Annotated in this window: 26 protein-coding genes, 1 tRNA gene and 2 pseudogenes; 4 read left to right on the top strand and 25 right to left on the bottom strand. The window is 50.0% G+C overall.

Annotated features, from left to right (window positions below):
• Positions 1 to 187 precede the first annotated feature (187 nt).
• Positions 188 to 277: pseudogene (locus tag P346_RS23750) on the top strand (DUF2913 family protein); the annotation flags it as partial.
• Positions 278 to 297: 20 nt separating this feature from the next.
• Here P346_RS23750 and P346_RS22580 read toward each other — a convergent pair.
• The 3 genes and pseudogenes from P346_RS22580 to P346_RS23745 form a co-directional block, all read right to left on the bottom strand.
• A pseudogene (locus tag P346_RS22580) lies at positions 298 to 737 on the bottom strand (Rpn family recombination-promoting nuclease/putative transposase); the annotation flags it as partial.
• Positions 738 to 816: 79 nt separating this feature from the next.
• Positions 817 to 1,776, bottom strand: a complete 960-nt coding sequence (locus P346_RS09785; protein WP_152537862.1) for a hypothetical protein — start codon at positions 1,774 to 1,776, stop codon at positions 817 to 819.
• 27 nt (positions 1,777 to 1,803) lie between these two features.
• Positions 1,804 to 1,929: an Hha/YmoA family nucleoid-associated regulatory protein gene (locus P346_RS23745; protein WP_368741388.1), complete on the bottom strand. Its 126-nt coding sequence runs from the start codon at positions 1,927 to 1,929 to the stop codon at positions 1,804 to 1,806.
• A 408-nt stretch (positions 1,930 to 2,337) separates the two neighbouring features.
• On the opposite strand from P346_RS23745, the gene P346_RS09790 reads away from it, so the two are divergent.
• Complete coding sequence (locus P346_RS09790; RefSeq protein WP_032660163.1) at positions 2,338 to 3,567, top strand: tyrosine-type recombinase/integrase; 1,230 nt, start codon at positions 2,338 to 2,340, stop codon at positions 3,565 to 3,567.
• Positions 3,568 to 3,586: 19 nt separating this feature from the next.
• On the opposite strand, the gene P346_RS09795 is transcribed toward P346_RS09790, so the two are convergent.
• The 17 genes from P346_RS09795 to P346_RS09870 all read right to left on the bottom strand — a co-directional run bounded on the left by P346_RS09795 (position 3,587) and on the right by P346_RS09870 (position 13,525).
• Positions 3,587 to 3,865, bottom strand: a complete 279-nt coding sequence (locus P346_RS09795) for a hypothetical protein (protein WP_032660160.1) — start codon at positions 3,863 to 3,865, stop codon at positions 3,587 to 3,589.
• A gap of 55 nt (positions 3,866 to 3,920) precedes the next feature.
• Positions 3,921 to 4,100: a DUF3606 domain-containing protein gene (locus P346_RS09800; RefSeq protein WP_032660157.1), complete on the bottom strand. Its 180-nt coding sequence runs from the start codon at positions 4,098 to 4,100 to the stop codon at positions 3,921 to 3,923.
• Between the two features lie 124 nt (positions 4,101 to 4,224).
• Positions 4,225 to 4,650, bottom strand: coding sequence for an endonuclease domain-containing protein (locus P346_RS0121755; protein ID WP_443112211.1), 426 nt, complete (start codon positions 4,648 to 4,650; stop codon positions 4,225 to 4,227).
• On the bottom strand, positions 4,637 to 4,945 hold the full coding sequence (locus P346_RS09805; RefSeq protein ID WP_032660156.1) for a hypothetical protein: 309 nt from the start codon (positions 4,943 to 4,945) through the stop codon (positions 4,637 to 4,639). Before P346_RS09805 ends, P346_RS0121755 begins: the two co-directional genes overlap by 14 nt.
• Positions 4,929 to 5,354 (bottom strand): hypothetical protein, encoded by a 426-nt coding sequence (locus P346_RS09810; protein WP_032660153.1) that lies wholly within the window; start codon positions 5,352 to 5,354, stop codon positions 4,929 to 4,931. The genes P346_RS09805 and P346_RS09810 overlap by 17 nt, the downstream gene beginning before the upstream one ends.
• Before the next feature lie 18 nt (positions 5,355 to 5,372).
• Positions 5,373 to 5,900 carry an HNH endonuclease signature motif containing protein gene (locus P346_RS09815; RefSeq protein WP_032660150.1) on the bottom strand — a complete coding sequence of 176 codons (528 nt, stop codon included), beginning with the start codon at positions 5,898 to 5,900 and terminating at the stop codon, positions 5,373 to 5,375.
• A gap of 16 nt (positions 5,901 to 5,916) precedes the next feature.
• Complete coding sequence (locus P346_RS09820) at positions 5,917 to 6,912, bottom strand: phage capsid protein (protein WP_032660148.1); 996 nt, start codon at positions 6,910 to 6,912, stop codon at positions 5,917 to 5,919.
• A gap of 68 nt (positions 6,913 to 6,980) precedes the next feature.
• On the bottom strand, positions 6,981 to 7,328 hold the full coding sequence (locus P346_RS09825; RefSeq protein WP_032660145.1) for a hypothetical protein: 348 nt from the start codon (positions 7,326 to 7,328) through the stop codon (positions 6,981 to 6,983).
• 159 nt (positions 7,329 to 7,487) lie between these two features.
• Positions 7,488 to 8,168, bottom strand: a complete 681-nt coding sequence (locus P346_RS09830) for a hypothetical protein (protein WP_032660143.1) — start codon at positions 8,166 to 8,168, stop codon at positions 7,488 to 7,490.
• A gap of 2 nt (positions 8,169 to 8,170) precedes the next feature.
• Positions 8,171 to 8,410, bottom strand: coding sequence for a hypothetical protein (locus P346_RS09835; RefSeq protein ID WP_032660140.1), 240 nt, complete (start codon positions 8,408 to 8,410; stop codon positions 8,171 to 8,173).
• A 14-nt stretch (positions 8,411 to 8,424) separates the two neighbouring features.
• Positions 8,425 to 8,658, bottom strand: coding sequence for a hypothetical protein (locus P346_RS09840; RefSeq protein WP_032660138.1), 234 nt, complete (start codon positions 8,656 to 8,658; stop codon positions 8,425 to 8,427).
• A complete protein-coding gene (locus P346_RS09845; RefSeq protein WP_032660135.1) occupies positions 8,658 to 9,236 on the bottom strand; it encodes a hypothetical protein in 579 nt (192 codons plus the stop codon). Before P346_RS09845 ends, P346_RS09840 begins: the two co-directional genes overlap by 1 nt.
• Positions 9,220 to 9,411, bottom strand: a complete 192-nt coding sequence (locus P346_RS09850; RefSeq protein ID WP_032660134.1) for a hypothetical protein — start codon at positions 9,409 to 9,411, stop codon at positions 9,220 to 9,222. The genes P346_RS09845 and P346_RS09850 overlap by 17 nt, the downstream gene beginning before the upstream one ends.
• Positions 9,408 to 9,617, bottom strand: coding sequence for a hypothetical protein (locus P346_RS09855; protein ID WP_032660131.1), 210 nt, complete (start codon positions 9,615 to 9,617; stop codon positions 9,408 to 9,410). Before P346_RS09855 ends, P346_RS09850 begins: the two co-directional genes overlap by 4 nt.
• Positions 9,617 to 10,051: a hypothetical protein gene (locus tag P346_RS09860; RefSeq protein ID WP_032660129.1), complete on the bottom strand. Its 435-nt coding sequence runs from the start codon at positions 10,049 to 10,051 to the stop codon at positions 9,617 to 9,619. The genes P346_RS09855 and P346_RS09860 overlap by 1 nt, the downstream gene beginning before the upstream one ends.
• Before the next feature lie 37 nt (positions 10,052 to 10,088).
• The gene (locus P346_RS09865) at positions 10,089 to 11,933 is read right to left on the bottom strand and encodes a DEAD/DEAH box helicase (protein ID WP_032660127.1); all 1,845 of its coding nucleotides are present in this window, start codon (positions 11,931 to 11,933) and stop codon (positions 10,089 to 10,091) included.
• A 1,016-nt stretch (positions 11,934 to 12,949) separates the two neighbouring features.
• Positions 12,950 to 13,525 carry a recombinase family protein gene (locus tag P346_RS09870; RefSeq protein WP_032660125.1) on the bottom strand — a complete coding sequence of 192 codons (576 nt, stop codon included), beginning with the start codon at positions 13,523 to 13,525 and terminating at the stop codon, positions 12,950 to 12,952.
• 556 nt (positions 13,526 to 14,081) lie between these two features.
• Between P346_RS09870 and P346_RS09875 the strand changes: the two genes are divergently transcribed.
• Positions 14,082 to 14,903 (top strand): hypothetical protein, encoded by an 822-nt coding sequence (locus P346_RS09875; protein WP_032660123.1) that lies wholly within the window; start codon positions 14,082 to 14,084, stop codon positions 14,901 to 14,903.
• A 52-nt stretch (positions 14,904 to 14,955) separates the two neighbouring features.
• Here the strand turns inward: P346_RS09875 and P346_RS09880 are convergent, their stop codons facing one another.
• The 4 genes from P346_RS09880 to actS all read right to left on the bottom strand — a co-directional run bounded on the left by P346_RS09880 (position 14,956) and on the right by actS (position 17,386).
• Complete coding sequence (locus P346_RS09880) at positions 14,956 to 15,606, bottom strand: hypothetical protein (protein ID WP_032660122.1); 651 nt, start codon at positions 15,604 to 15,606, stop codon at positions 14,956 to 14,958.
• Positions 15,607 to 15,685: 79 nt separating this feature from the next.
• Complete coding sequence (locus P346_RS23265; RefSeq protein ID WP_152537861.1) at positions 15,686 to 16,000, bottom strand: hypothetical protein; 315 nt, start codon at positions 15,998 to 16,000, stop codon at positions 15,686 to 15,688.
• 506 nt (positions 16,001 to 16,506) lie between these two features.
• Positions 16,507 to 16,580: transfer RNA gene (locus P346_RS09885), tRNA-Gly, on the bottom strand.
• Positions 16,581 to 16,660: 80 nt separating this feature from the next.
• On the bottom strand, positions 16,661 to 17,386 hold the full coding sequence (actS, locus tag P346_RS09890) for an amidase activator ActS (RefSeq protein WP_152537859.1): 726 nt from the start codon (positions 17,384 to 17,386) through the stop codon (positions 16,661 to 16,663).
• Between the two features lie 181 nt (positions 17,387 to 17,567).
• Between actS and idi the strand changes: the two genes are divergently transcribed.
• Positions 17,568 to 18,110, top strand: coding sequence for an isopentenyl-diphosphate Delta-isomerase (gene idi / locus P346_RS09895; RefSeq protein WP_032660114.1), 543 nt, complete (start codon positions 17,568 to 17,570; stop codon positions 18,108 to 18,110).
• A 37-nt stretch (positions 18,111 to 18,147) separates the two neighbouring features.
• Here the strand turns inward: idi and lysS are convergent, their stop codons facing one another.
• Positions 18,148 to 19,665 carry a lysine--tRNA ligase gene (gene lysS / locus P346_RS09900; RefSeq protein WP_029740338.1) on the bottom strand — a complete coding sequence of 506 codons (1,518 nt, stop codon included), beginning with the start codon at positions 19,663 to 19,665 and terminating at the stop codon, positions 18,148 to 18,150.
• Between the last annotated feature and the right edge of the window lies 1 nt (position 19,666).

Below are 19,666 nucleotides of genomic sequence, written 5' to 3'. Positions count from 1 at the left end.
TTTGTCGTGTCGTGACTGCAAAAGCAGAGATATCACCCACTAACGATATAAGCACAAAAGTTATGAACAGAACAGCTCATGAAGTTCAGACCCGTTGGCTTGAGAGCCAGGAGCCTGAGTAGCGTACCGGTAATGTTGGGCAGAGGAGCATCGGCCTGCAGCAAGCCAGCAAAACCATCACCAGCAGGTGATGAAGCTGTTTAATCGCTGTGGGTGGCAGGCAGAGCCTGAATCTGGTGTATCCCTGCCCCACCAGTATTTGCTAATGGCCGGATAGGATGTGCCAGGAAAGGGGGATTAGTGGCGGCTCTGTGCCAGGTCCTCTTCGGTCAAACCGGTCATTTTAATGACAGTGTTGCGGTCAATGCCATTCTGCAGCATGGTACGGGCTACTTCGAGTTTGCCTTTTTCAATGCCACGTTGTTCTCCTAACGGGATCCCCCTGCTGGATAACCTTTTCAACGCCTTTCTGTTCGAACTGTTGTGCGATGGTCATAGGCGCGTCTCCGTGTTGCGGCACACGCTCTGCCAGTTCGCGTCCAAAGGCTTTGGCGTCAGCTGTTTCGCCTTCCTGCACTATATAGTGTACCAGCGAAATCACCTGCGATGACGACAGATATCCGGCCAGCAAAATGGGCGCCAGCCGATCAACCAGTTCAGCCAGGTTCCGCTGATCAATATGTTTCTGCTGTAAGGTCAGGGGCAGTCATACTGCGATGACCGACGATTTCATCATCCAAACTGACCCCTAAGACAGTTGGGCTTCTAGAAAATCGTAAGTCTACCCACTCAACCGACTCACTGAAATGCAACCTATCAGCTTCTGGAGACGCCATGCTGATTTAACAGGAGTTCAGCTACTTTTTCATGATCAACGGAAGGATATTTTACAACAAAGTCTTCTCCAGAATTCATAATTTGAATGAAGAACTTCAATTTTATTGAGGTCCTGTCAAATTCTTCACCAAGCGCTGAATACAGAACCTCAAATAAAACAAACGGCCAATCAGAAAGCGTGTAGACATATTTATCTTTCACTTCCTGATTAACGCCGCCGTAATGTATTTTTCCGTCGGAAACAAAAATAGCCCAAGAGGCTCCAGACTCCGAAAGAGTATTGCTGAAATCTGCATTACGGCCAAAACCTGACATCATCGGGACCGATGAAAAGTGTCTCTGTGAGAGCTGGTGAGTGAATTCATTTCTTTTTGTATATAAATACTCCTTTTGGAGTTTTACTACCTTAGCATCATCATTAATTGGAATACGACAATAACTTATATTTTTATCTTTATTTTCAGGTTTCCTTGCATCGGGATCTTCTTTTGCAACATCAATTGTAGACAACAAATCGTTTCTGGCATTTTCGGGAAGCAGATAAATTCCGGAATAAAAGGCAATTGTTGCCCCGTGATGCCTATTATAGTAATTAAACAGCCCTAAAGCATGAGCAACACTATCACTGTTTTCAGAATCAAGCCCTTCCGCCGCTACTCTTCTTTCATCAACAAGTACAGAATCGTTACTTGTTAGCCATTTCATAAAGGGAACGTGCGGTTGTGACTGTCCCAGAAGGTCAAAACAAGTTAGGAGGAGGTAAACCACTAGGGCTTCTCTTTCATGCCGCATATGAAAGAAAGGGTCATCAGAATCACTGTCTGGATTGCTGAAGTTATAGCCTTCAAGACCAGGTAATACGTCAGCTTCTTCAAGTAGTTGTTGTGCAAGAATTAGTCTTGCCTTTATTAATTTCGACTTCTCATTAGGTATCATCACACATATCTCCATGCATCTTTAGAAACTTCATCGAAAATACCTGTTTAGGGCAATTTCGGCCTTTCTGTGATCGGCTGCTGCTAGGACAATCTGAAACACATTGTCAGGTAACTTAGTTTCCATATGCTCAATATCTCTTTCCAGATTATCCAAGTTACTAATTTATATAAACGGTCTTACATAATCCATCTTTGATTTCAAGATTTCGCCTAAATAAGTTAGCTTGGTATACCTATATACAATCATAAGGGCACTATTTGTGCCCTTAATATTTCACTCTTTTAAAGGATTACCGAGCGCCTTTATATACACCTGACCAAATCTTTATGTAATTATTATGTTAAACATCAATAAATCGAGGAATATCTCAGAGAGGCTTAACAATCTGTAACCGCTGGTTTATCGAGTAAAAATTGAATCTGGAGGGCTTCAGAAGTGTTGAAACTGGAGCGGGCGAAGGGAATCGAACCCTCTCGCCTAACCCTATGAATTGTGAACCAAAATAAGTAATCGCGGTACTTATCCCGGTAGTTGGTAGCGGTAGATTACAAGGTAATTACCATGCCAATCAAGAAGACTTCTTATCTTTATGCAAACAAGGATGGGATATTCATTTTTCAAATCTATGTCCCGGTGTACATGCGCCACTTGTGGGGCGGGCGACGTTCGCTCAAGAAATCGACAGGCACGCGGGACATCATGCAAGCTCGCATTTTCCGTGACCAGTACTTATTAGAATTCCGTAAGCTCCAGCTCATGATGAAACCGGATAACCCCATTAACCGGATTCATTCTGCTATTTCAGATCTTCATTTACTGGCAGGAATATCCAGCGACATTACCGCGCCAGTAACTACTCCAGCAGAACGAGGGAAACCAGCATCACCAAAATTGACAGATGTCAGTAAAGAATATGCAGAGCAATACAAAGCTCGACGCTCTTACTCGACATTGAGTAAATCCGCTCGCGCTGTATCGGCCTTCACCAATTCAATTAAGCGCCCAACCATTACTATAAACGGAATCGGGCGGCGTCTCGTCTCTGACTTTCTGGAGGTGAATCAAGATAAATTTTCCCGGCAGACGCTGCAAAACTGGCTAACCTGTTTAGGGACACTGTATGACTTCGCCCGGCGTAAATATGACAATATCGCCCCTGATAATCCCTTTCACGGCCACAATCTGGAAGCTCGCCAGACGAATGAAAGTTATCAACCTTTTGAACCGCACCAGTTACAGGCATTAATAAAAGAGGCAGGTAGCGAGATAGGGGACGTAATCATAATCGGCTTGTATTCCGGTATGCGTCTCGACGAAATCGCCAGCATCAAACGAGATGAGATCGTCACAGTTGAAGGGATACGGTGCTTCTACGTCAGCAAATCTAAAACTAAAGCGGGAGTAAGGCACGTCCCTATTCACTCGCTGTTAATCGGCATTGTTGATAAATATCTCAGCCAGAACAGCGGAGAGTACCTGCTGCCGCAATCGAACAAAATAAAAAGGGCCGATGGAAAACGTGGGCCATGGTACTCACAAGCATTCACACGGTTACGCCGTCGCGTGCTGCCAGCGGCTACAGATCGCCAATGCTTCCATTCACTACGCGGTCACTTCATTACCTGCTTAGACAGGGCTGGCGTACCAGAACAGCGCATAGGTGCAATCACCGGGCATATCGAACAGAAAGCTAAAACGGAAGCATTCAGGACATATAGCAAAGGAGCTGGGATGAAGGAATTAGCCGGATATGTTGAGCTAGTAAATTATTATGGCTCTATTGAAAATTAAGGGGACATGCCCCTTTTTATCATTGATGCCACTCACGCAAAATATGGGTTTCTACGTCTTTTTGTAGATTGCACCAATAAGCAATATTGTGAGTGGCATCGACAACCATTAATTTGTCGTCATTATCCATTGCTCCTCTTACAACTTTAACGGCCTGCTCGGCAGTATAAGCTGAATTAACATACCAGTTTGATTCTGTCACTTTTGCCCAAGCGCCTAACGACTTAATAGCATTGTGCACTGCTGGATAATCTTTTGTCTTTATTAAGTCGTATGTAATTATGAGATTATTAGCCATTATTTTTATCCTGAATAATATAGAAAAATAAAGCGCCTCGAAAGGCGCTTATTCGTTAGTTTTTCTTCAACCACTCCTGCACTTTTTTAGCCGAGTGTCCTACTGCAATTACAGCTCTTGTCAGTTTATCCTCACTGACGCCAAACTTTTTAGCCCAATCACGTTTCTCATAATCTTGTTTGATACTTATTAAATCGTTATCAGGTGTACCAACTTTCTTCTTATTATCAGTCATTTTACTGAATCCTCGTGATACAGGCTTTTGCCTGCACATATGTTATATGGCTGCCTCCCCTACCAGTAAACGTACAATAATCAAACAATTGACACTGATCATAAAACCAGCGAAAACGATAATATTAAGTGGGGTAGATGACGCCAAGCCCCTTGTATTGTCGGCGGTAGCTCACCAACATTGTGCTCATGCTGGCGAGTGACAGCCCACATAGCCGCCCCACATGGCAACCGCCTTCCGCCGCATTAGCAGAGCGATGTACAACAGCTCGTACACGCCCAGTTCGATGACAGTGATCCAGCACAGCAGACGCAAGGCGCAACGGCTTACCCGTTATGGCACAGCGGCGGTATTGATAGTTCCAAAGGAAGACACGGACGGCAGCCACGTCAGCGCGGCGCAGTTCCAGCCTGCCGGGGCTATTCAGCACAATGTTATAAACATCCTCAAAAGCATCAGCGTATTTAACCCGGTCAGCCAGAGACATATTGCCAAGACGCTCAAGATAACCGCGCAGTGCTTTTCTCAATTTCTGTTCAAGAGTCGCCATTATATATTTCTCCATGCAACCAGCGCTCTAAATCCTCGTCGTCATGGTCAGCACGTTTGCAGGCTTCAAACTCTTCCCGCTGGCGTAGCTTAAGCAGTGCGTCGAGTTCAGACGCCATCGAATAGACCAGCTCATCACTGATACCGTTGCGGCGCACCAGTCCCAGCAGCTCACGAAACTTAGCTTCAAGCTCAGGCGTCCCGGCATCTGCCACCCATTGTTTCAGGTCAGCAAGTGCGCCCGTCATCGGCGGCGGGTCAATGTACCGCCACCGTAATTTAATCGTTGTTACCATTGCCCTTCTCCTCGTCATTAACTGGGTGGGTTTGCCGAAACCGCTCAACCGTCAGCCCCTCACGGGCTGCGGCCATCTCTTCCCGGCGTTCTCCTTCAAATTTCACGGCAGCATCTTTCCAGCACAGTAAAAAAAAGATGGTCAGCACCTGCTTGCTGTTTCCCTCCAGCAGTTCACCAAGCCCTTGTTCAAGCAGACAGGCACGCCACGCCACGGCGTGTTCAGTCAGGGAACCAACAGAGGGGACAGGAGCGCCAAGCAATGCCGCAAGCTGGCACATGATTCCATCAGCATCACCCGGTTGTAATCGTGGGACGGTCATGCGCTGCGCTTCGACCAGCAGTTCGGCGTAACGCTGGCGGCGCGAGTCATCTTCGGCCAGCGGCTTAATCGGCTTTTCAACAGCCATTAAATGAACCTCCGAGAATTACGCAGCTATTAATAAGTCGGCTGGTGTTGATGGGTGATAGAGTCGCTTCGCTTTCAGGTACGCAGCACGCGCAGCCGCTTCGGTAGTGAACAAACCGAGGTGATGCCGAACACCACCAACACGTATGTAAGCCTCCCACCGACCAGAGCAGGAATGACGGCTGTATCCCTTCGCTTTGCGGTAGTTGTGCTGATTCTCCTGCGGTGTCACAGTGCGGAGGTTAATCAGTCGATTGTCATCACGTATGCCGTTGATATGATCAATTTGCATCCCGGCAGGGATACCACCGTTAGCAATGGTGGAGGCGACGCGGTGCGCGTAAAGCATGAGTGACTTTCCGCCAATGCGGACAGACACGCGCCGATACCCGGCGTTGTCCGTTGCGGTGTCGGCCAGTTCCCCGGCTCTAGCGTAAACACGCTTATTGGCTCCTACCCTGTCCACTACATGGAACAGGCGACCAGTCTCCGCATCGTACCGAAACAAAGAGCGCAGCAGCTCAGGGGCGTAAGCATCATTAACCATGACTCAGCCCCTCCAGTTATGCAGCTTGTCGGAAATTGATAACGCAGTCAGGACGACGCAGCCCAACGTTGAACAGGCGGTATGAATCCATCACCATTGTCATTTCGCGTTCATCGTCCCACTGGCGATTGATAACGCTCTGCGCTTCGACTGTCATAAGTACAGACGCAGGCCGGAACAGTGTCGCCCGTGTCAGCGCTTCCTCTGCGGTAACATCATAATCTGCGCCCAGTTCATGCCCGGTAATGGATTCCTGCGGGTAGCTGTTCAGCTCAATGACTCTCACCCCGGCCACGTAACCGATGCGCCGCCATGCGTAATCGTTGCCACTATCCCGGCTGTAACGGACGTTCATCAGCTTCTTATGTTCCATCAGGATGCTGAACCAAGCCGGGTCGATAAGCAGTACCAGCTCGGGCACCGGAATATCTTTCTCAGTGAGGAAGCGATTAGCAGCCGCTTTGACGGCGTGAGCCAATTCGTTTGCGGCGTCCTCTTCGCTCCCCGCTGTCAGGTCGAGTGATACAACGTTATCCGTTAGTGGGTTAAACGTTGGTTGCAGTGTCGGCGGCGGTACAAAGTCAGTCGCTTTGATTAGCTGGATGGTGTGCGCTTCGTCGTAGAATTTAGCGTGAGCAGTACCCATATTGCGGCTCAGCTCTGCGCGAAAGGTGGGTGCAGTCCAATCATCCTGATAGTCAATCGGGACGCGGATATAGCTCAGCGTATCCACAGAGATAATCAGCTTGTCCGACTTAACGGCGGCAGGCTCCAGCGATTGCCCTGCGGTTCTGCCCTTCACCTCCAGATCACCACTCAGGCGATCAACACGATATTGGTTGCTGGCTTTCAGCGGCTTGTATGTGCTCAGCCCCTCGGCGAGAAACACGCTCTTTGCCTCAAGGCGGGTCTGAACGTCCCGGTCATACGCTTCAATGTGAATGTCGTTGTCAGCATCCACACCGCCCCAGTGCGGGCGGAATTGGTCAGGGGTATAAACATTGTCAGTCATAGAAATAGCTCCCGCGCCAGCGTTAGCCAGCGCGATTTATAGAAAAGGGGAAAAGAGAATGGGATGAATCAGGCAGCAGCTTTTTCAGCCGCGATCTCAAGAATCAGGCCGATAAGCGCGAAGGCAGGCCAATGGGGATTAAGCTCGTGCAGGTGCGCAACGCCCCCACCAAAAGCATCGCGCATATCAGCACCAGAGATGCCCGAGCGTTTGGCCGCCCGGCGCAGCAATCGTAGCTCCGAGCCGGGAACATACGCCGAGGGCATACGCACGCCGAAGCGTGAGGCGAGCCGCCGCCAGTGCGCTTCGTCGGCAAAGTCCTGCTTAAGCTGGCTGGCGTTGGCTTTCCAGTGTTCAATCCTTGCGCTACGGGCAGCCCTAGCCGCTGCCGCGTTTTCAGGTGTCAGTAAGGTCATTGTCAGATCTCAATGCAAAGTGGATTTATGTGTGGTGTTTGAGAGGTAATTTCGCGTTTTACAGGCGCAGGTATACGAATGCACATCTGGCGATGCACAACGCGATTCAGGCTCTAAAACATAAGGTTAAGACGTGGGGAAGACAGGACAGGCGATTGCTTAGCGGCCAGCGCGTTTGCCAGCGGAACGCTGCGCAACCAGAGCGCGGTATTGCTCGTCGTACTGGAGATGACCGGGGCCATACCCCGATTGCTGCGCCCATTGCGAAAGCTGGTCATACGCTGCAATAAACTCAGCATGAGACATACCAACAGGTTGCGCGGTAGTCTGGCCGTGCTGGACATAACCAGTTTGTGAACCGCCAGCCATACGCTCTTGCAGATACTGAACCGCCCGCTGCATCTGAGCAGGGTCGCCAGACATAACCATCCGCTCAAGGGTTGATTGCGTCCCGGCATCGAGTTTGCCTGCGTACTGCAACATAGCGTCAACTGTCCCTTGCCCAAGCTGGCTTTCTATGGACTGGTGAAACTGCCCCATCAACCCTTGCAGCTCGGCGGTGTACTCAATTGCTGTCCCATCCATCAGGGGGATAGTATCGCCCACCTGCGCCCCGGCGCTGTCCGCGTTCTGGTCTTGCTGATTAGCAATGTTGCCATTATTCCATTGGCCGCCATCATTACCGTTAACGGGCTGGGTACGGAGGAAATCGGCATCAGCAGGCACAGAGCTAAAACGTGATGCGCCATTATCAGCCCCGACAGGTGCGGCCATGTATGGCGATTGCTGCGGCGCAGCATCAGCGCCAGCAGCGAGATAAGGGTTTTGATTATCAGCCATGTTTATTCAACCTCTTGTGACGTAACTCGGCGATGTGCCAGTTCAAGTAAAAGCATGTGAGCGTGTACGCATCGGGCAGGAATCATCTTCTGGCCGTGGTACGCCTTGCCGAGATCTTGTCTGTCGATCTGGTACACATGAGCCAAATCGATTTGGCGTAGATTCAAGGTGTCAGCAATGAATTTCAATTGTTGCCCGCAATCAGCCGCGCGGCGTGGCTCCATTAAAATGATGGTGCTCATGAAATAATCCTCAGTTAAATAAGCCCGTGACGGCGAAGCCAACGACGCTCACCAACGGAGCCGCGTGGGCGTTGTTTCGGATTCTGGTTAAGCGTTTGGCCGGGGTCAGTTCGCCCTTCCCCGGACAGGTTCTTTGTCAGTACATCCCAGCCGCGTGATTCAAACGGGGCGTACCCTTCACGCTGTTCGTCAAGATTCACATAGAGATCGGGATTAACGGCAGGGTGCAGCGGTTCGTTCTCTGCCATCACTTAGCCCCGAATCGCGTGTTAACGTCTTCCAGAATATCGGGATAGCTCCAGCGGTTACGCAGCAGGCGCAGCACTTGAGCAGCCGCTTCAACAGGAATTTCAAGCTTTCCGGCGATCTCACCGACAGGCCAGCCAAAGCGCTCCAGCTTGTGCGCCTCGTCAAGATCAGCGCTAGACAGGCGGCGCATCGTCTGCGGCTTCTCAGGCTTCGCTTTAACAGCTTTCGGCATCGGGTGGGTGTGGGCGTTGCTAAAGCGGGAATGTGCGATAGCCAGCACAGTCTCAGGGCGAATCAGCATATCGCGGGCAATCATAAATTCCGTATCACGGTGCAGCTTGCCGGGCTTATAGCGGCTGCGGATGGCGTTGTATTCAGCCAGAGTAATATCAGCACCGTCTTTCCACTGTTCGGCCAAGTCATCGACATAGACGCCACGGATTACACGGTCGATGTCGCTCGGGCTGAAACCAGTGGCCGCAGCGATTTGCTCGTTATTCAGAAGCTGTTTGTACACCAGCGTGTTGATGTGCTGGATATTCGCAATGGTTAAGGTCGCGTTACTGGTGGTTGTCATATTGGAACTCTCCATCAAAGTTAATCGAATCTTCTACAAGGTCTTTAATCAATACGAGGCTGGAAGCGGTGTGGACACCACCGCCGCGCCGGGCGTTGTCGTACATGGTTTTGGCCTGCTTCTGGTATTTCTCAGGGAGCAAGGCGAACCACGCCCTAAACTGGTGTGGCGTCATTCGTTGTCATCCTCCGGGAACACGTTATTGAAAGATGCGTCCGGCGCATCGGCGGCATGCTGTTTGAGAAAATTAACGCAGGATGACAACTCGGCGGCAGCCATGCGGGACTCTCCTGCCTCGTCCTCTTTAAGCCTGCGCGTCAGCGCCCCCAGCAGCAGGGTTTTTAATTCCCACGAGCCAGCTTCAAATTCAGATTTCGTCATTAGTGGTTATCTCCGACAGGCAACAGGCCAAGCGCACGGATGTGCTGAATCACTTCTTGATGCACGGGCTTCGGCAGAAACAAACGGCGGGCAATGGCGGCGTAAACTTCATCAGGAGTCTTGCGCACCGGATGCACTCGGCCATTGAAAACCCGATCAGACAAGCGGACAGCTTTCCAGCAACGTGAGCCATCCGGCCTTTTCATGCGGTTCAGCACAGCGGCCATACACTCCCACGCCTCGCAACCATTCAGAAGGCAATACCGCTGTAGCGGCGTACTTGCTTGACGTAACAAAGCCTCGCGGTTAAGGGTCTGGCGATGGCGCTCAGCCAATCCATCAAAGGAATAGCCGTTCAGGGCAAAGGCTAATTGTGCGGTGACGAGCGCATCCGCACGCGCAGCACGACGCTGCGCATGTTCGGTAACAGGCATATGAATAACTCCAGAAAATCAGAGGGAGCCTTTCGGCTCAGAGGTATTTAGCGATGTACTGCCAGTTGCAGTTTTCAGCACGGTAGAAGTAAGCAAGCTCATCAGGTGCAGCATCGAGCGCCAGCGATGACCACAGCAAAAACGCGCGGGCAGGTTGACCATCACGCCCGGCTCGTCCAATCATCTGAATGAGGTCAGGCAGGTCATCAGGAATATATGTAACGATGACGTTGCGAATGTCTGGTACATCAGCCCCCAGCCCGAAGGCTTTAGTCGCAATCAGAATCGCGCCCGGCGTAGTGGCAAACCACTCAGCGTTTGCGTGGCGTTCTTCATTACTCAGGTGCATCGTCTTCGAGTGATATGGCCGCGCCCGGTCGCCCAAGAGTTTCAGGTACGCCCGCAACGTCTTAAGGTCATTGACGAGAATGAGCGTCTTCTCTTCATCCGGCAGAGCCTCGGCCAGACCAACAGCCGCACGGTATAGCTGGCGGCACTGCCTAACCGGAATCAACTGGATATTCTCGCGAGCAACATCAGCACGGAATGTGACGTAATCGCCACGGCATCCCAGCGCCTCCATTAAACTGCGCTCATTTTCACGTAGCAACGTAGCCGTAAACACACAGCGTTGAGCCGAAGGAAAAGCATTCTGTAGTGTGTGCTGCATTGCGTCGTAAGCTGGGCGGAAATCCCAGTCTTTGACCGTATGTGCCTCATCGATAATAAAACGATCAACGCCGTAGACCATCAGCGCCGCGAAAACCTGACTCGACGGAACCAGATGTTCAGGCGAAACAACAGCAACACGGAACGCCCCGGCAGCCAGTCCCGCCAACTGTTGTGCGTTACGGTGCCTCGGCAGCTTGTCACCAAATGCCACAGCGTGAACGCCAGCATCCCGCAACTGGCGGAGAATCTGGCGCTTTAGGGTATTAGTGGGAACCACGATTACAGACAGGCCAACCCCAGCGCGGGATTCATAAATCAATGGGTAAGTGAAGGCAGCGCTTTTGCCATACCCGGTAGGCAGAACGGCAAGCACATCACTGCCACGGGAAAAGATCGCATCAGCAACAGACAACTGCCCCGGCCTCCACTCCAGCCCATCAGGTGGCAGCAGGCTAACGCGTGCATTTCGGTCACAGCGAGCCAGCGGGCGGAACTCATACGGTGCAGTATTCAGTGGCGGCACAGACGGCGAAGCAGCCAAGCCGTTCGGGTCACAATGATGATTAGAACTATTAAATCTATCTTCGGTAGGCTTCGACTCTCCACACCACAATTGACGAAACTCCCCTGAGTCTCCGTAGCGTTTGAAATCTGCGTTACGCATCGCTTCCAGTTTACTCATGCCCCTGTTAATACGGCGCATGGTCTTCTCATCGCAAATCAGAAACTCGCGGCAGGCTTTGAGAAAAGCATTCTGTCCGGTTGTTGATTCCGGCACGGCGTGCTCTCGCGGTTTCAACGCGGCATCGTCTACGCGAACATAGGGAAAATCTGGCGGCAGCGGGTCAACATAACGAGCAGGCTTCTTGTTGAGCCACATCTCTATCTCAGCGCGTCGGCAATGTACCGCGTCACCGGGCTGGATTACTTGCCGTAACCCCGTGTCAGAACGCTGTTTTTGCTTCCTCGGTTGAACACCGTGCAGCGTTCGCCACTCCCGCAGGGTCATCGCGGAACCATCAGCATTGTAATAAAACTCTTCCGTCTTTGTGTTGTATGCCGCCTTAACGGGTTTACGCTTAACGGGGCAGATCTTGGAACGTCGAATAACAGCCCCGTCAGTGATCATCTGCTGTACATCGGCGTTAGCGATATTGAGCGGGTCAGCATCGGCAGCCTGCGCAAGCAAACGGCGTAGGTTCGTTGGCATGGTGAAATCTCCAAAAATTAAGGTGAGTTAAGAATGGGGCGCAGGACGGAAGCGCCGAGAGTGTGGCAGCCTGTCCTTCTTAGTAGATGCTTTCATTGCATTGGCGCCGATGATCCGTCTCCCCACAGTAGACACCTTTATTTGAACGATATTTAATCAGATCCATTGCAAGCCTTGCTCTATCTGACTTTACGGGTAATTATTTGATAACTTTTGGTAGGTTTGGCGGAACAATGGAATGGATGCGGTTAGTAGCGGCATTGTGTGTACCGTATCCCAATATAGTAGTTCTCATTGGATGGAATCTGACAGGATCACAGACGTCAGAACGTAAACGCAGTAGGGTAGTGGCAGCAGGCACAGTAAGAGGCCGCAGGGTTGAAGCTCTGAGATGAATACCTGTAAGCGAATGTGATAAGGAAAATGATATGAAAAATACAGTACCAGTAGAGAGTACCGTACCACTACACATCCCCGCCGCGTTGCCTGCCACGGCAAGCACGGTTGCGTAGAGTGGCCGAGCATCACAGCGGGCGAAGACCGGGAATGAGCCAAAGGCGATGGACCGGGCTGGAGCACTGCGAGAAGCGCAGCCAGTGGAGAGCGTGAAGCGATAACACTGATTAGGAGATGGGGATGTAGGGGAAGAACCCTTTTTTGTACATGTACAAAAAATACATCTTTAAAACAGCTCAACCAAGTGATGCTACTCCGTCTCCTGTCTGGCTTTGAGACTGGACAACACAGCCTTTGATCCCTTCCCCTGCCCATCCCTCGAATTGTTCAGTGATGAATCACATTCACAATCTGATCTCGATGTTCATCGTCTGGCACGGCTGAAGCCCCGCCACCTCTTCACATCGAGAGCCGCAAGTAACACGAAAATACATTATAAATCATATCGTTATGATAAAACGCATATCATAACCCTCTGAACTCAATACAAAAGCTGTAGGTCATCCATCACCCACAGCCCAGTAACGGCCAGTCGTAGTACCTCTTTCGCTTGTAGGTCATCACCCCTCGCCCTTGTTCCAGTGGCGTTTAACGGTGCTCACGCTAACGCCGAGACGCTTCGCTACCTTCGATTGAGACAGCCCCTCACTCCGCAGCTCCTGCACCTTTTGAGTGGTGTCGGTGGCTTCCTTGCGTCCCAGCTTAACGCCATTGGCTTTCGCCTTTTCCAGCCCGTCCAGCGTCCTCTCACGGATACGGTTTCGCTCGAACTCAGCAAAGGCTCCAAACATCTGGCGGATGAGCTTGCCCTCAGATGAAGTCAGATCACGCGCTGGCAGGTCAAGCGACACCACACTCACGCCGCGTTCTAACAGCATGTCGATGGTCTGCTGCACATCGATGTTGTCACGCCCCAGCCTGTCCAATTTCAGCACGACAAGCTGATCTCCCGCTTCCAGCTTGTGCTCAACCATCGCCCGAAACTTAGGGCGCTGCATAGCCTGAACGCTACCAGAAATGTCCTCGCTGATTACCCTGCTTTCAGGCACCTTGTACCCGGCACGCTCAATAGCCAGCACCTGATTCTGCGTATCCTGCTCGCGTGTTGAAACGCGGCAGTAGATAAAAGTCCTCATGGTCACCTCACCCGTCTGGTATCACAAAACGGTAGCATCATTGCATTGGTGGTAGCATTTGGTCAAACCCTAAATTGATGACACCAGATAGTAATCACTCAGACAGGTAGCAAGAATCGAACGATTGATGACACCGAAGCCAAAACAATAACGACAGCCAAGAGAAGCGCCAAGCATCAACGCAAAGTGCTTTAACAGTGGAGATTCAAGAGTGATTTAGCGTTTAAAGAGAAGACTAACCCTAACCCACAGCCTCACGGTCAGAACGCGAAACAGGGTCATAAACGCCACAGAGAAAGGCAAATCGATATACAGCCCGCCCAGCCTTCGGCTGGGAGAGGCGCATGGGGGAAGTTGAAACCTTAATCGTTGAGGGAGGGGCAACCATAAGCGTGCAATTTTTCAAGCTAAGAATACCTGAAATGACATGAGCTACAAAGGACTCAATACATACTACTCATCCATCATGATTGACTTAAGGCCACAGATTACTCAAGCTACTAAGCTACTAAGCTACTAATTATTATACTGATGGTTGAATGGGGAGTTTTCAGGAATGGAAAGATATCGCCCACATGGTCGTACCGTAACCACTTTAGAAGCAGATGTACTTAAACTTCGAGCGCTAGAAATGGTGTTAGTGCTTTTCTATGTAGAAAACCTGAAAGGTTTTATTATCAGTTCTGTCAAAGTTACAAAACGCCTAAGAAAAATCCTTGATAACACGAACCCAAAAACAAATAACGAAGAGCAAATTAGTTTTAAAAAAGCACATGAATTACTCATTTTAGAAGGTGTCATAACACAAGAAGAAAGCGTACAACTGAAAGAAATGATTGACTACCGTAATACTATAGGCCATGAGATCCACAGAATTACCATAGATATTGGAGCATATTCAAATCTGGCAGAGTATGACCTCCCTAACGGACATAAAATAGCAAAGTATGATTACTCAGCAGTCCAACGCATACAAAAGTTTAGAAAGGATATAGAAAGAAAAATGATGGAAAAGTCATTTTGCTTTGAGTTATCTTTCAACACATTGGCATTTGACGCCGCAGAGCAAGCATACCTTAAGGAGATTAAGCGGTTAAAGAAAAAGGTTAACGCTGGGATTGATAAGCTGAATATTACTATAGAAACCACAAACAAAATAATCCGCAACATTCCACGGGAAGTTATGGATACTATACAACCCGGCCATCCGAAAAACACAAAAAGTAATGGCACATTCAGCGCGGAAGGTGCGAAAGGAATACTCATGCTCTATGATGCAAAAGCAACTCCGCTCGCTGCCTCCTATATAATGAGGGTATCATACCGTACAGCTTCAAAATGGTATAAAGAATGGATTAAAAAGCAGACAAGAAAATAAAATAAGGCTGATAAAAACTCAAACAACATATCAACCTTATTTATAGTTTATTTTATTTTTTATCTGTTATCGCAGGAACCCCCTTAATAGTAAATTTTTTTTCATTGTTAAAGTACAATGGAGATTTAAAATAAGGCCCTTTGTTAACCATAACAGCAGTTTCTATTAACTCATCTATGGCTTTTTCAAGGCCATTTTCTTTAAAGGCAATAGAATCCTCACCTTTAGGATACCCCTCGGTTTCGACTACGCATTCAATTGTAGGGTGCTTAACACAATCAATTAAATAGCTTTCGAAGGCATCGCGAGGCAAAACCAAACCAAATTCCCGCCACGCATATTTCCTACCCCAGTAATAACCATCTTCGGATTGATATTTTACCCGCGAGTCATTCTTTCCTTTATTTTCATCATGTTTTTGTTTTGACATATTACGAGCATATAGATAGCTAAAATCTTTATCCAAAATGGACGCTTTGGATAGACAGGATAGGTCAACTACCTTACAGCCATTTTCCTCGGTGAAACCAATGTTATATCGTTCTCCCTCAACGATGACATCTTCGAAATTAGCTTCAAACTGATATGTTGTATCAGTTGTTGCAGGTTGAAAAGTATGTAAAAAGCGACCATTGCCAAGGTCAAGTTTCTGATAATTAGTTGCAATCAAATCATGAATTGTTTTGAGGTCACGTGATTTCATAATTCTATCCTTATCGAAAATATTTTCATTCAAATAAAAACGACAACTCAAACTACAAAATTACAGATTAACAACAAAGTTAAATAGATCGAGAAGAAATTTGCATCTTCTTATGACCAGAATAAACATGTGTGCATTCATTAGTGTGTTTATCAATCATATAACAATCATACATAACATCTCTTGATGTTGTGATTGATTTAACTTCGGATAACTCAAGGTTAGTCAAAAAATTTTCATGTTGATCTTCTATATATTCCTTATCGACCAGATGATCATTAACAGCTTTCAGAAAAAAATCATGTCTATCGCAGACAGAAATAGGCAAATCGAACTCTACAATTTGCTTTGAACAAGCGTCATCGCTCCATACAGCAACTTCTACGCAAGTCATATAGCCCCCCCCCCAGATATTTGGTTTGTCAATCAGATGATACCGCAAATTTTTTTAAATAAAAGAAGTCAATTAGCCCCGTTGGTGGTAAGACAACAAACGGAGCGTCTGGCGACTTCATCAGGGTTATGTCAGATAGTGAGGCTTATCAGGATGACCATGTACCCAAGGGGAGCGAGGCCGAACCGCTGGCAGAGCTTGCATATGGTCTGCAAGTACCGTGACCACCATAAACCTGTTTATCCCCTGCGGCGTCTCGCGACGGCGACAGAACGGGGGCATCGGGCTAAAATGCGCTTCACTAAAAGTTTCAAGGAATCGTGCCGGGTGTGCGGCTTTCAGTTCATGTTGGGCTATCGCGGTATGACCAGTGGAACGACCGCCAGCGCTTTGCTAAACTCCCTGTTCACCGTTCAACAAATCGCGGCAACTATCAGGGTAAATAGCGGTACTTTGGTCACATTACCTTAGAGCTAACTCATTGAGCTACAAGGCTTTTAAAGGTCTGGAGCGGGCGAAGGGAATCGAACCCTCGTATAGAGCTTGGGAAGCTCTCGTTCTACCATTGAACTACGCCCGCTTTGAGGTGCGTATGGCATTATAGACCTTACGCACCTTCATACAAGTCTCTTAACAACTAACCGGCGATAAAATAATCACTTAGCACTTCGGTTTGCTGCCGGGCGCAGGAAGATAACGCTGCGGATCGATGGCCGTCGCCTTATAGCGAATCTGGAAATGCAGCTTCACCGCGTCCGTACCGGTGCTGCCCATGGTGGCAATCTTCTGCCCGGCTTTGACGTTCTGCCCGTTGTTGACCAGCATCGTATCGTTATGCGCATAGGCCGTGATGTAGTCTTCGCCATGCTTAATCATGATCAGGTTACCGTATCCGCGCAGCTGGTTACCCACGTAAACCACCTTCCCTGCTCCGGAGGCATAAACCGGCGTACCGCGTGCAGCCGCGATATCAATACCTTTGTTCCCCCCTTCAGACAGGGAGTAAGGCAGCACCACTTTACCGCTGGCCGGCCAGACCCAGCAGCGTTGACCGACCGGCGGCCAGGACGACTGCGGCACCGCGTAAGACGGCGTCACTTTGGCGGTTTTGCCTTTCGAAGAGGATTTTTTGCCCGAGGACGATCCGCCGCTAACCTTCAGCTGCTGCCCCACCTCGATGGTATAGGGCGGTGAGAGATTATTCAGCCGCGCCAGATCCTTCACGCTGGTTCCCGTTGCGCGCGAAATCCGGTACAGCGTATCCCCGCGCTTAACGGTATAGACCGAACCGGAATAGCTGCCCATATCCGAAGATTTGCTCCCTGAGCAGCCCGCCAGCAATAGCGTCAGCGTCAGGCAAAAAATGGCGGTGATGGGGTTTCTCATCAGGCTTCCTGCAAACAAAACAGATCCTCGGTCAGCGTGAATGGCGCACTATGATAACAGCCAAAACGAATATGGGTCATGCCCTTTTCCGCTCTACACGCCAAACCGTTCGTATAAGAATGCAGTATAATGATCCGGCTGATGGTGCTGAACCACTCGGCATTTTGGCACTGGAGCATCAATGAGTATTCAAGAACACGTTATTTTGGTAAACGACCAGGGAATGGTGATTGGCACTCAGGAAAAATATGCCGCGCACACCTTACATACCCCGCTGCATCTGGCTTTCTCCTCCTGGCTTTTTAACGCAAACGGCGAATGTCTGATCACCCGGCGCGCCTTAAGTAAAAAAGCCTGGCCCGGCGTCTGGACCAACTCCGTCTGCGGCCACCCGCAGTCCGGCGAAGAGACGATACAGGCGATAATCCGCCGCTGCCGCTTTGAAGTCGGCGCTGAACTGGCCGATATCACCGCCGTCGCCCCTGAATTTCGCTATCGGGAAACCGACCCGTCCGGGATCGTGGAAAACGAAATTTGCCCGGTATTCGCTGCCCGCATCACCAACGACGTGACGATAAACGAAGATGAAGTGATGGACTATCAGTGGGTTGAGCTGGACGCGTTATTCCGCGCGCTGGAGGCGACGCCCTGGGCCTTTAGCCCATGGATGGTCATGGAAGCGACGACCGCCCGCGAAAAACTCAAAGCCTTCGCGGCGCAATAAAAAAGCCCCTTTCGGGGCTTTTTTACATCTGAACGCCTTATTTCACCGGACGCATTGCCGGGAACAGGATCACGTCGCGGATGGTGTGGCTGTTGGTGAACAGCATCACCATACGGTCGATACCAATCCCCAGACCCGCCGTTGGTGGCAGGCCGTGCTCCAGCGCGGTCACATAGTCTTCGTCGAAGAACATCGCTTCGTCGTCGCCTGCCGCTTTCGCGTCAACCTGATCCTGGAAGCGCTGAGCCTGGTCTTCCGCATCGTTCAGCTCGCTAAAGCCGTTGCCGATTTCACGGCCGCCAATGAAGAATTCGAAACGATCGGTGATTTCCGGGTTCTCGTCATTACGACGCGCCAGCGGAGAGACTTCAGCCGGGTATTCGGTGATGAAGGTCGGCTGAATCAAGTGCGCTTCGGCCACTTCTTCGAAGATCTCGGTCACGATACGGCCCAGACCCCAGCTCTTCTCAACCTTGATACCGATGCTTTCGGCGATCGCTTTCGCAGAATCGAAGTTATCCAGGTCCGCCATGTTGGTTTCCGGACGGTATTTCTTGATCGCTTCGCGCATGGTCAGTTTTTCGAACGGCTTGCCGAAGTCAAAGACTTCTTCACCGTAAGGAACCTGGGTGGTACCCAGAATATCCTGCGCCAGGGTGCGGAACAGGGATTCGGTCAGCTCGATCAGATCTTTGTAATCCGCATACGCCATATAGAGTTCCATCATGGTGAACTCTGGGTTATGACGTACGGAGATACCTTCGTTACGGAAGTTACGGTTGATTTCGAACACGCGGTCGAAACCACCGACCACCAGACGCTTCAGGTACAGTTCCGGCGCGATACGCAGGTACATGTCCAGGTCCAGGGCGTTGTGATGGGTGATGAACGGACGCGCAGATGCGCCGCCCGGGATCACCTGCATCATTGGGGTTTCCACTTCCATAAAGTCGCGGTTCACCATGAACTGGCGGATACCGGCCATGATCTGGGAGCGAATTTTGAAGGTCTTGCGGGAGTCATCGTTAGAGATGAGGTCCAGGTAGCGCTGACGATAGCGCGCTTCCTGATCCTGCAGGCCGTGGAATTTGTCCGGCAGCGGGCGCAGAGCTTTGGTCAGCAGACGCAGCTCGGTGCAGTGGATAGACAGTTCACCGGTTTTGGTTTTGAACAGTTTACCTTTCGCGCCCAGGATATCGCCCAGGTCCCACTTTTTGAACTGCTCGTTGTAGATGCCTTCCGGCAGGTCGTCACGGGAAACGTACAGCTGAATACGGCCGCCAACGTCCTGCAAGGTCACGAAGGAGGCTTTACCCATGATACGACGGGTCATCATGCGGCCTGCTACGGCCACTTCAACGTTCAGCGCTTCCAGCTCTTCGTTCTCTTTAGCGTCGAAGTCAGCGTGCAGTTGGTCTGAGGTATGGTCACGACGAAAATCGTTCGGGAACGGCACGCCCTGCTCGCGCAGCGCTGCCAGCTTCTCGCGGCGGGTTTTCAGTTCGTTGTTAAGATCGACTACCGCGTCAGCGCCCTGTGCTTGTTGTTCAGACATG

Source organism: Enterobacter sp. DC1, from assembly GCF_000568075.1.
Taxonomy (GTDB): domain Bacteria; phylum Pseudomonadota; class Gammaproteobacteria; order Enterobacterales; family Enterobacteriaceae; genus Enterobacter; species Enterobacter asburiae.
This window is presented reverse-complemented; position numbering and strand designations above follow the sequence as displayed.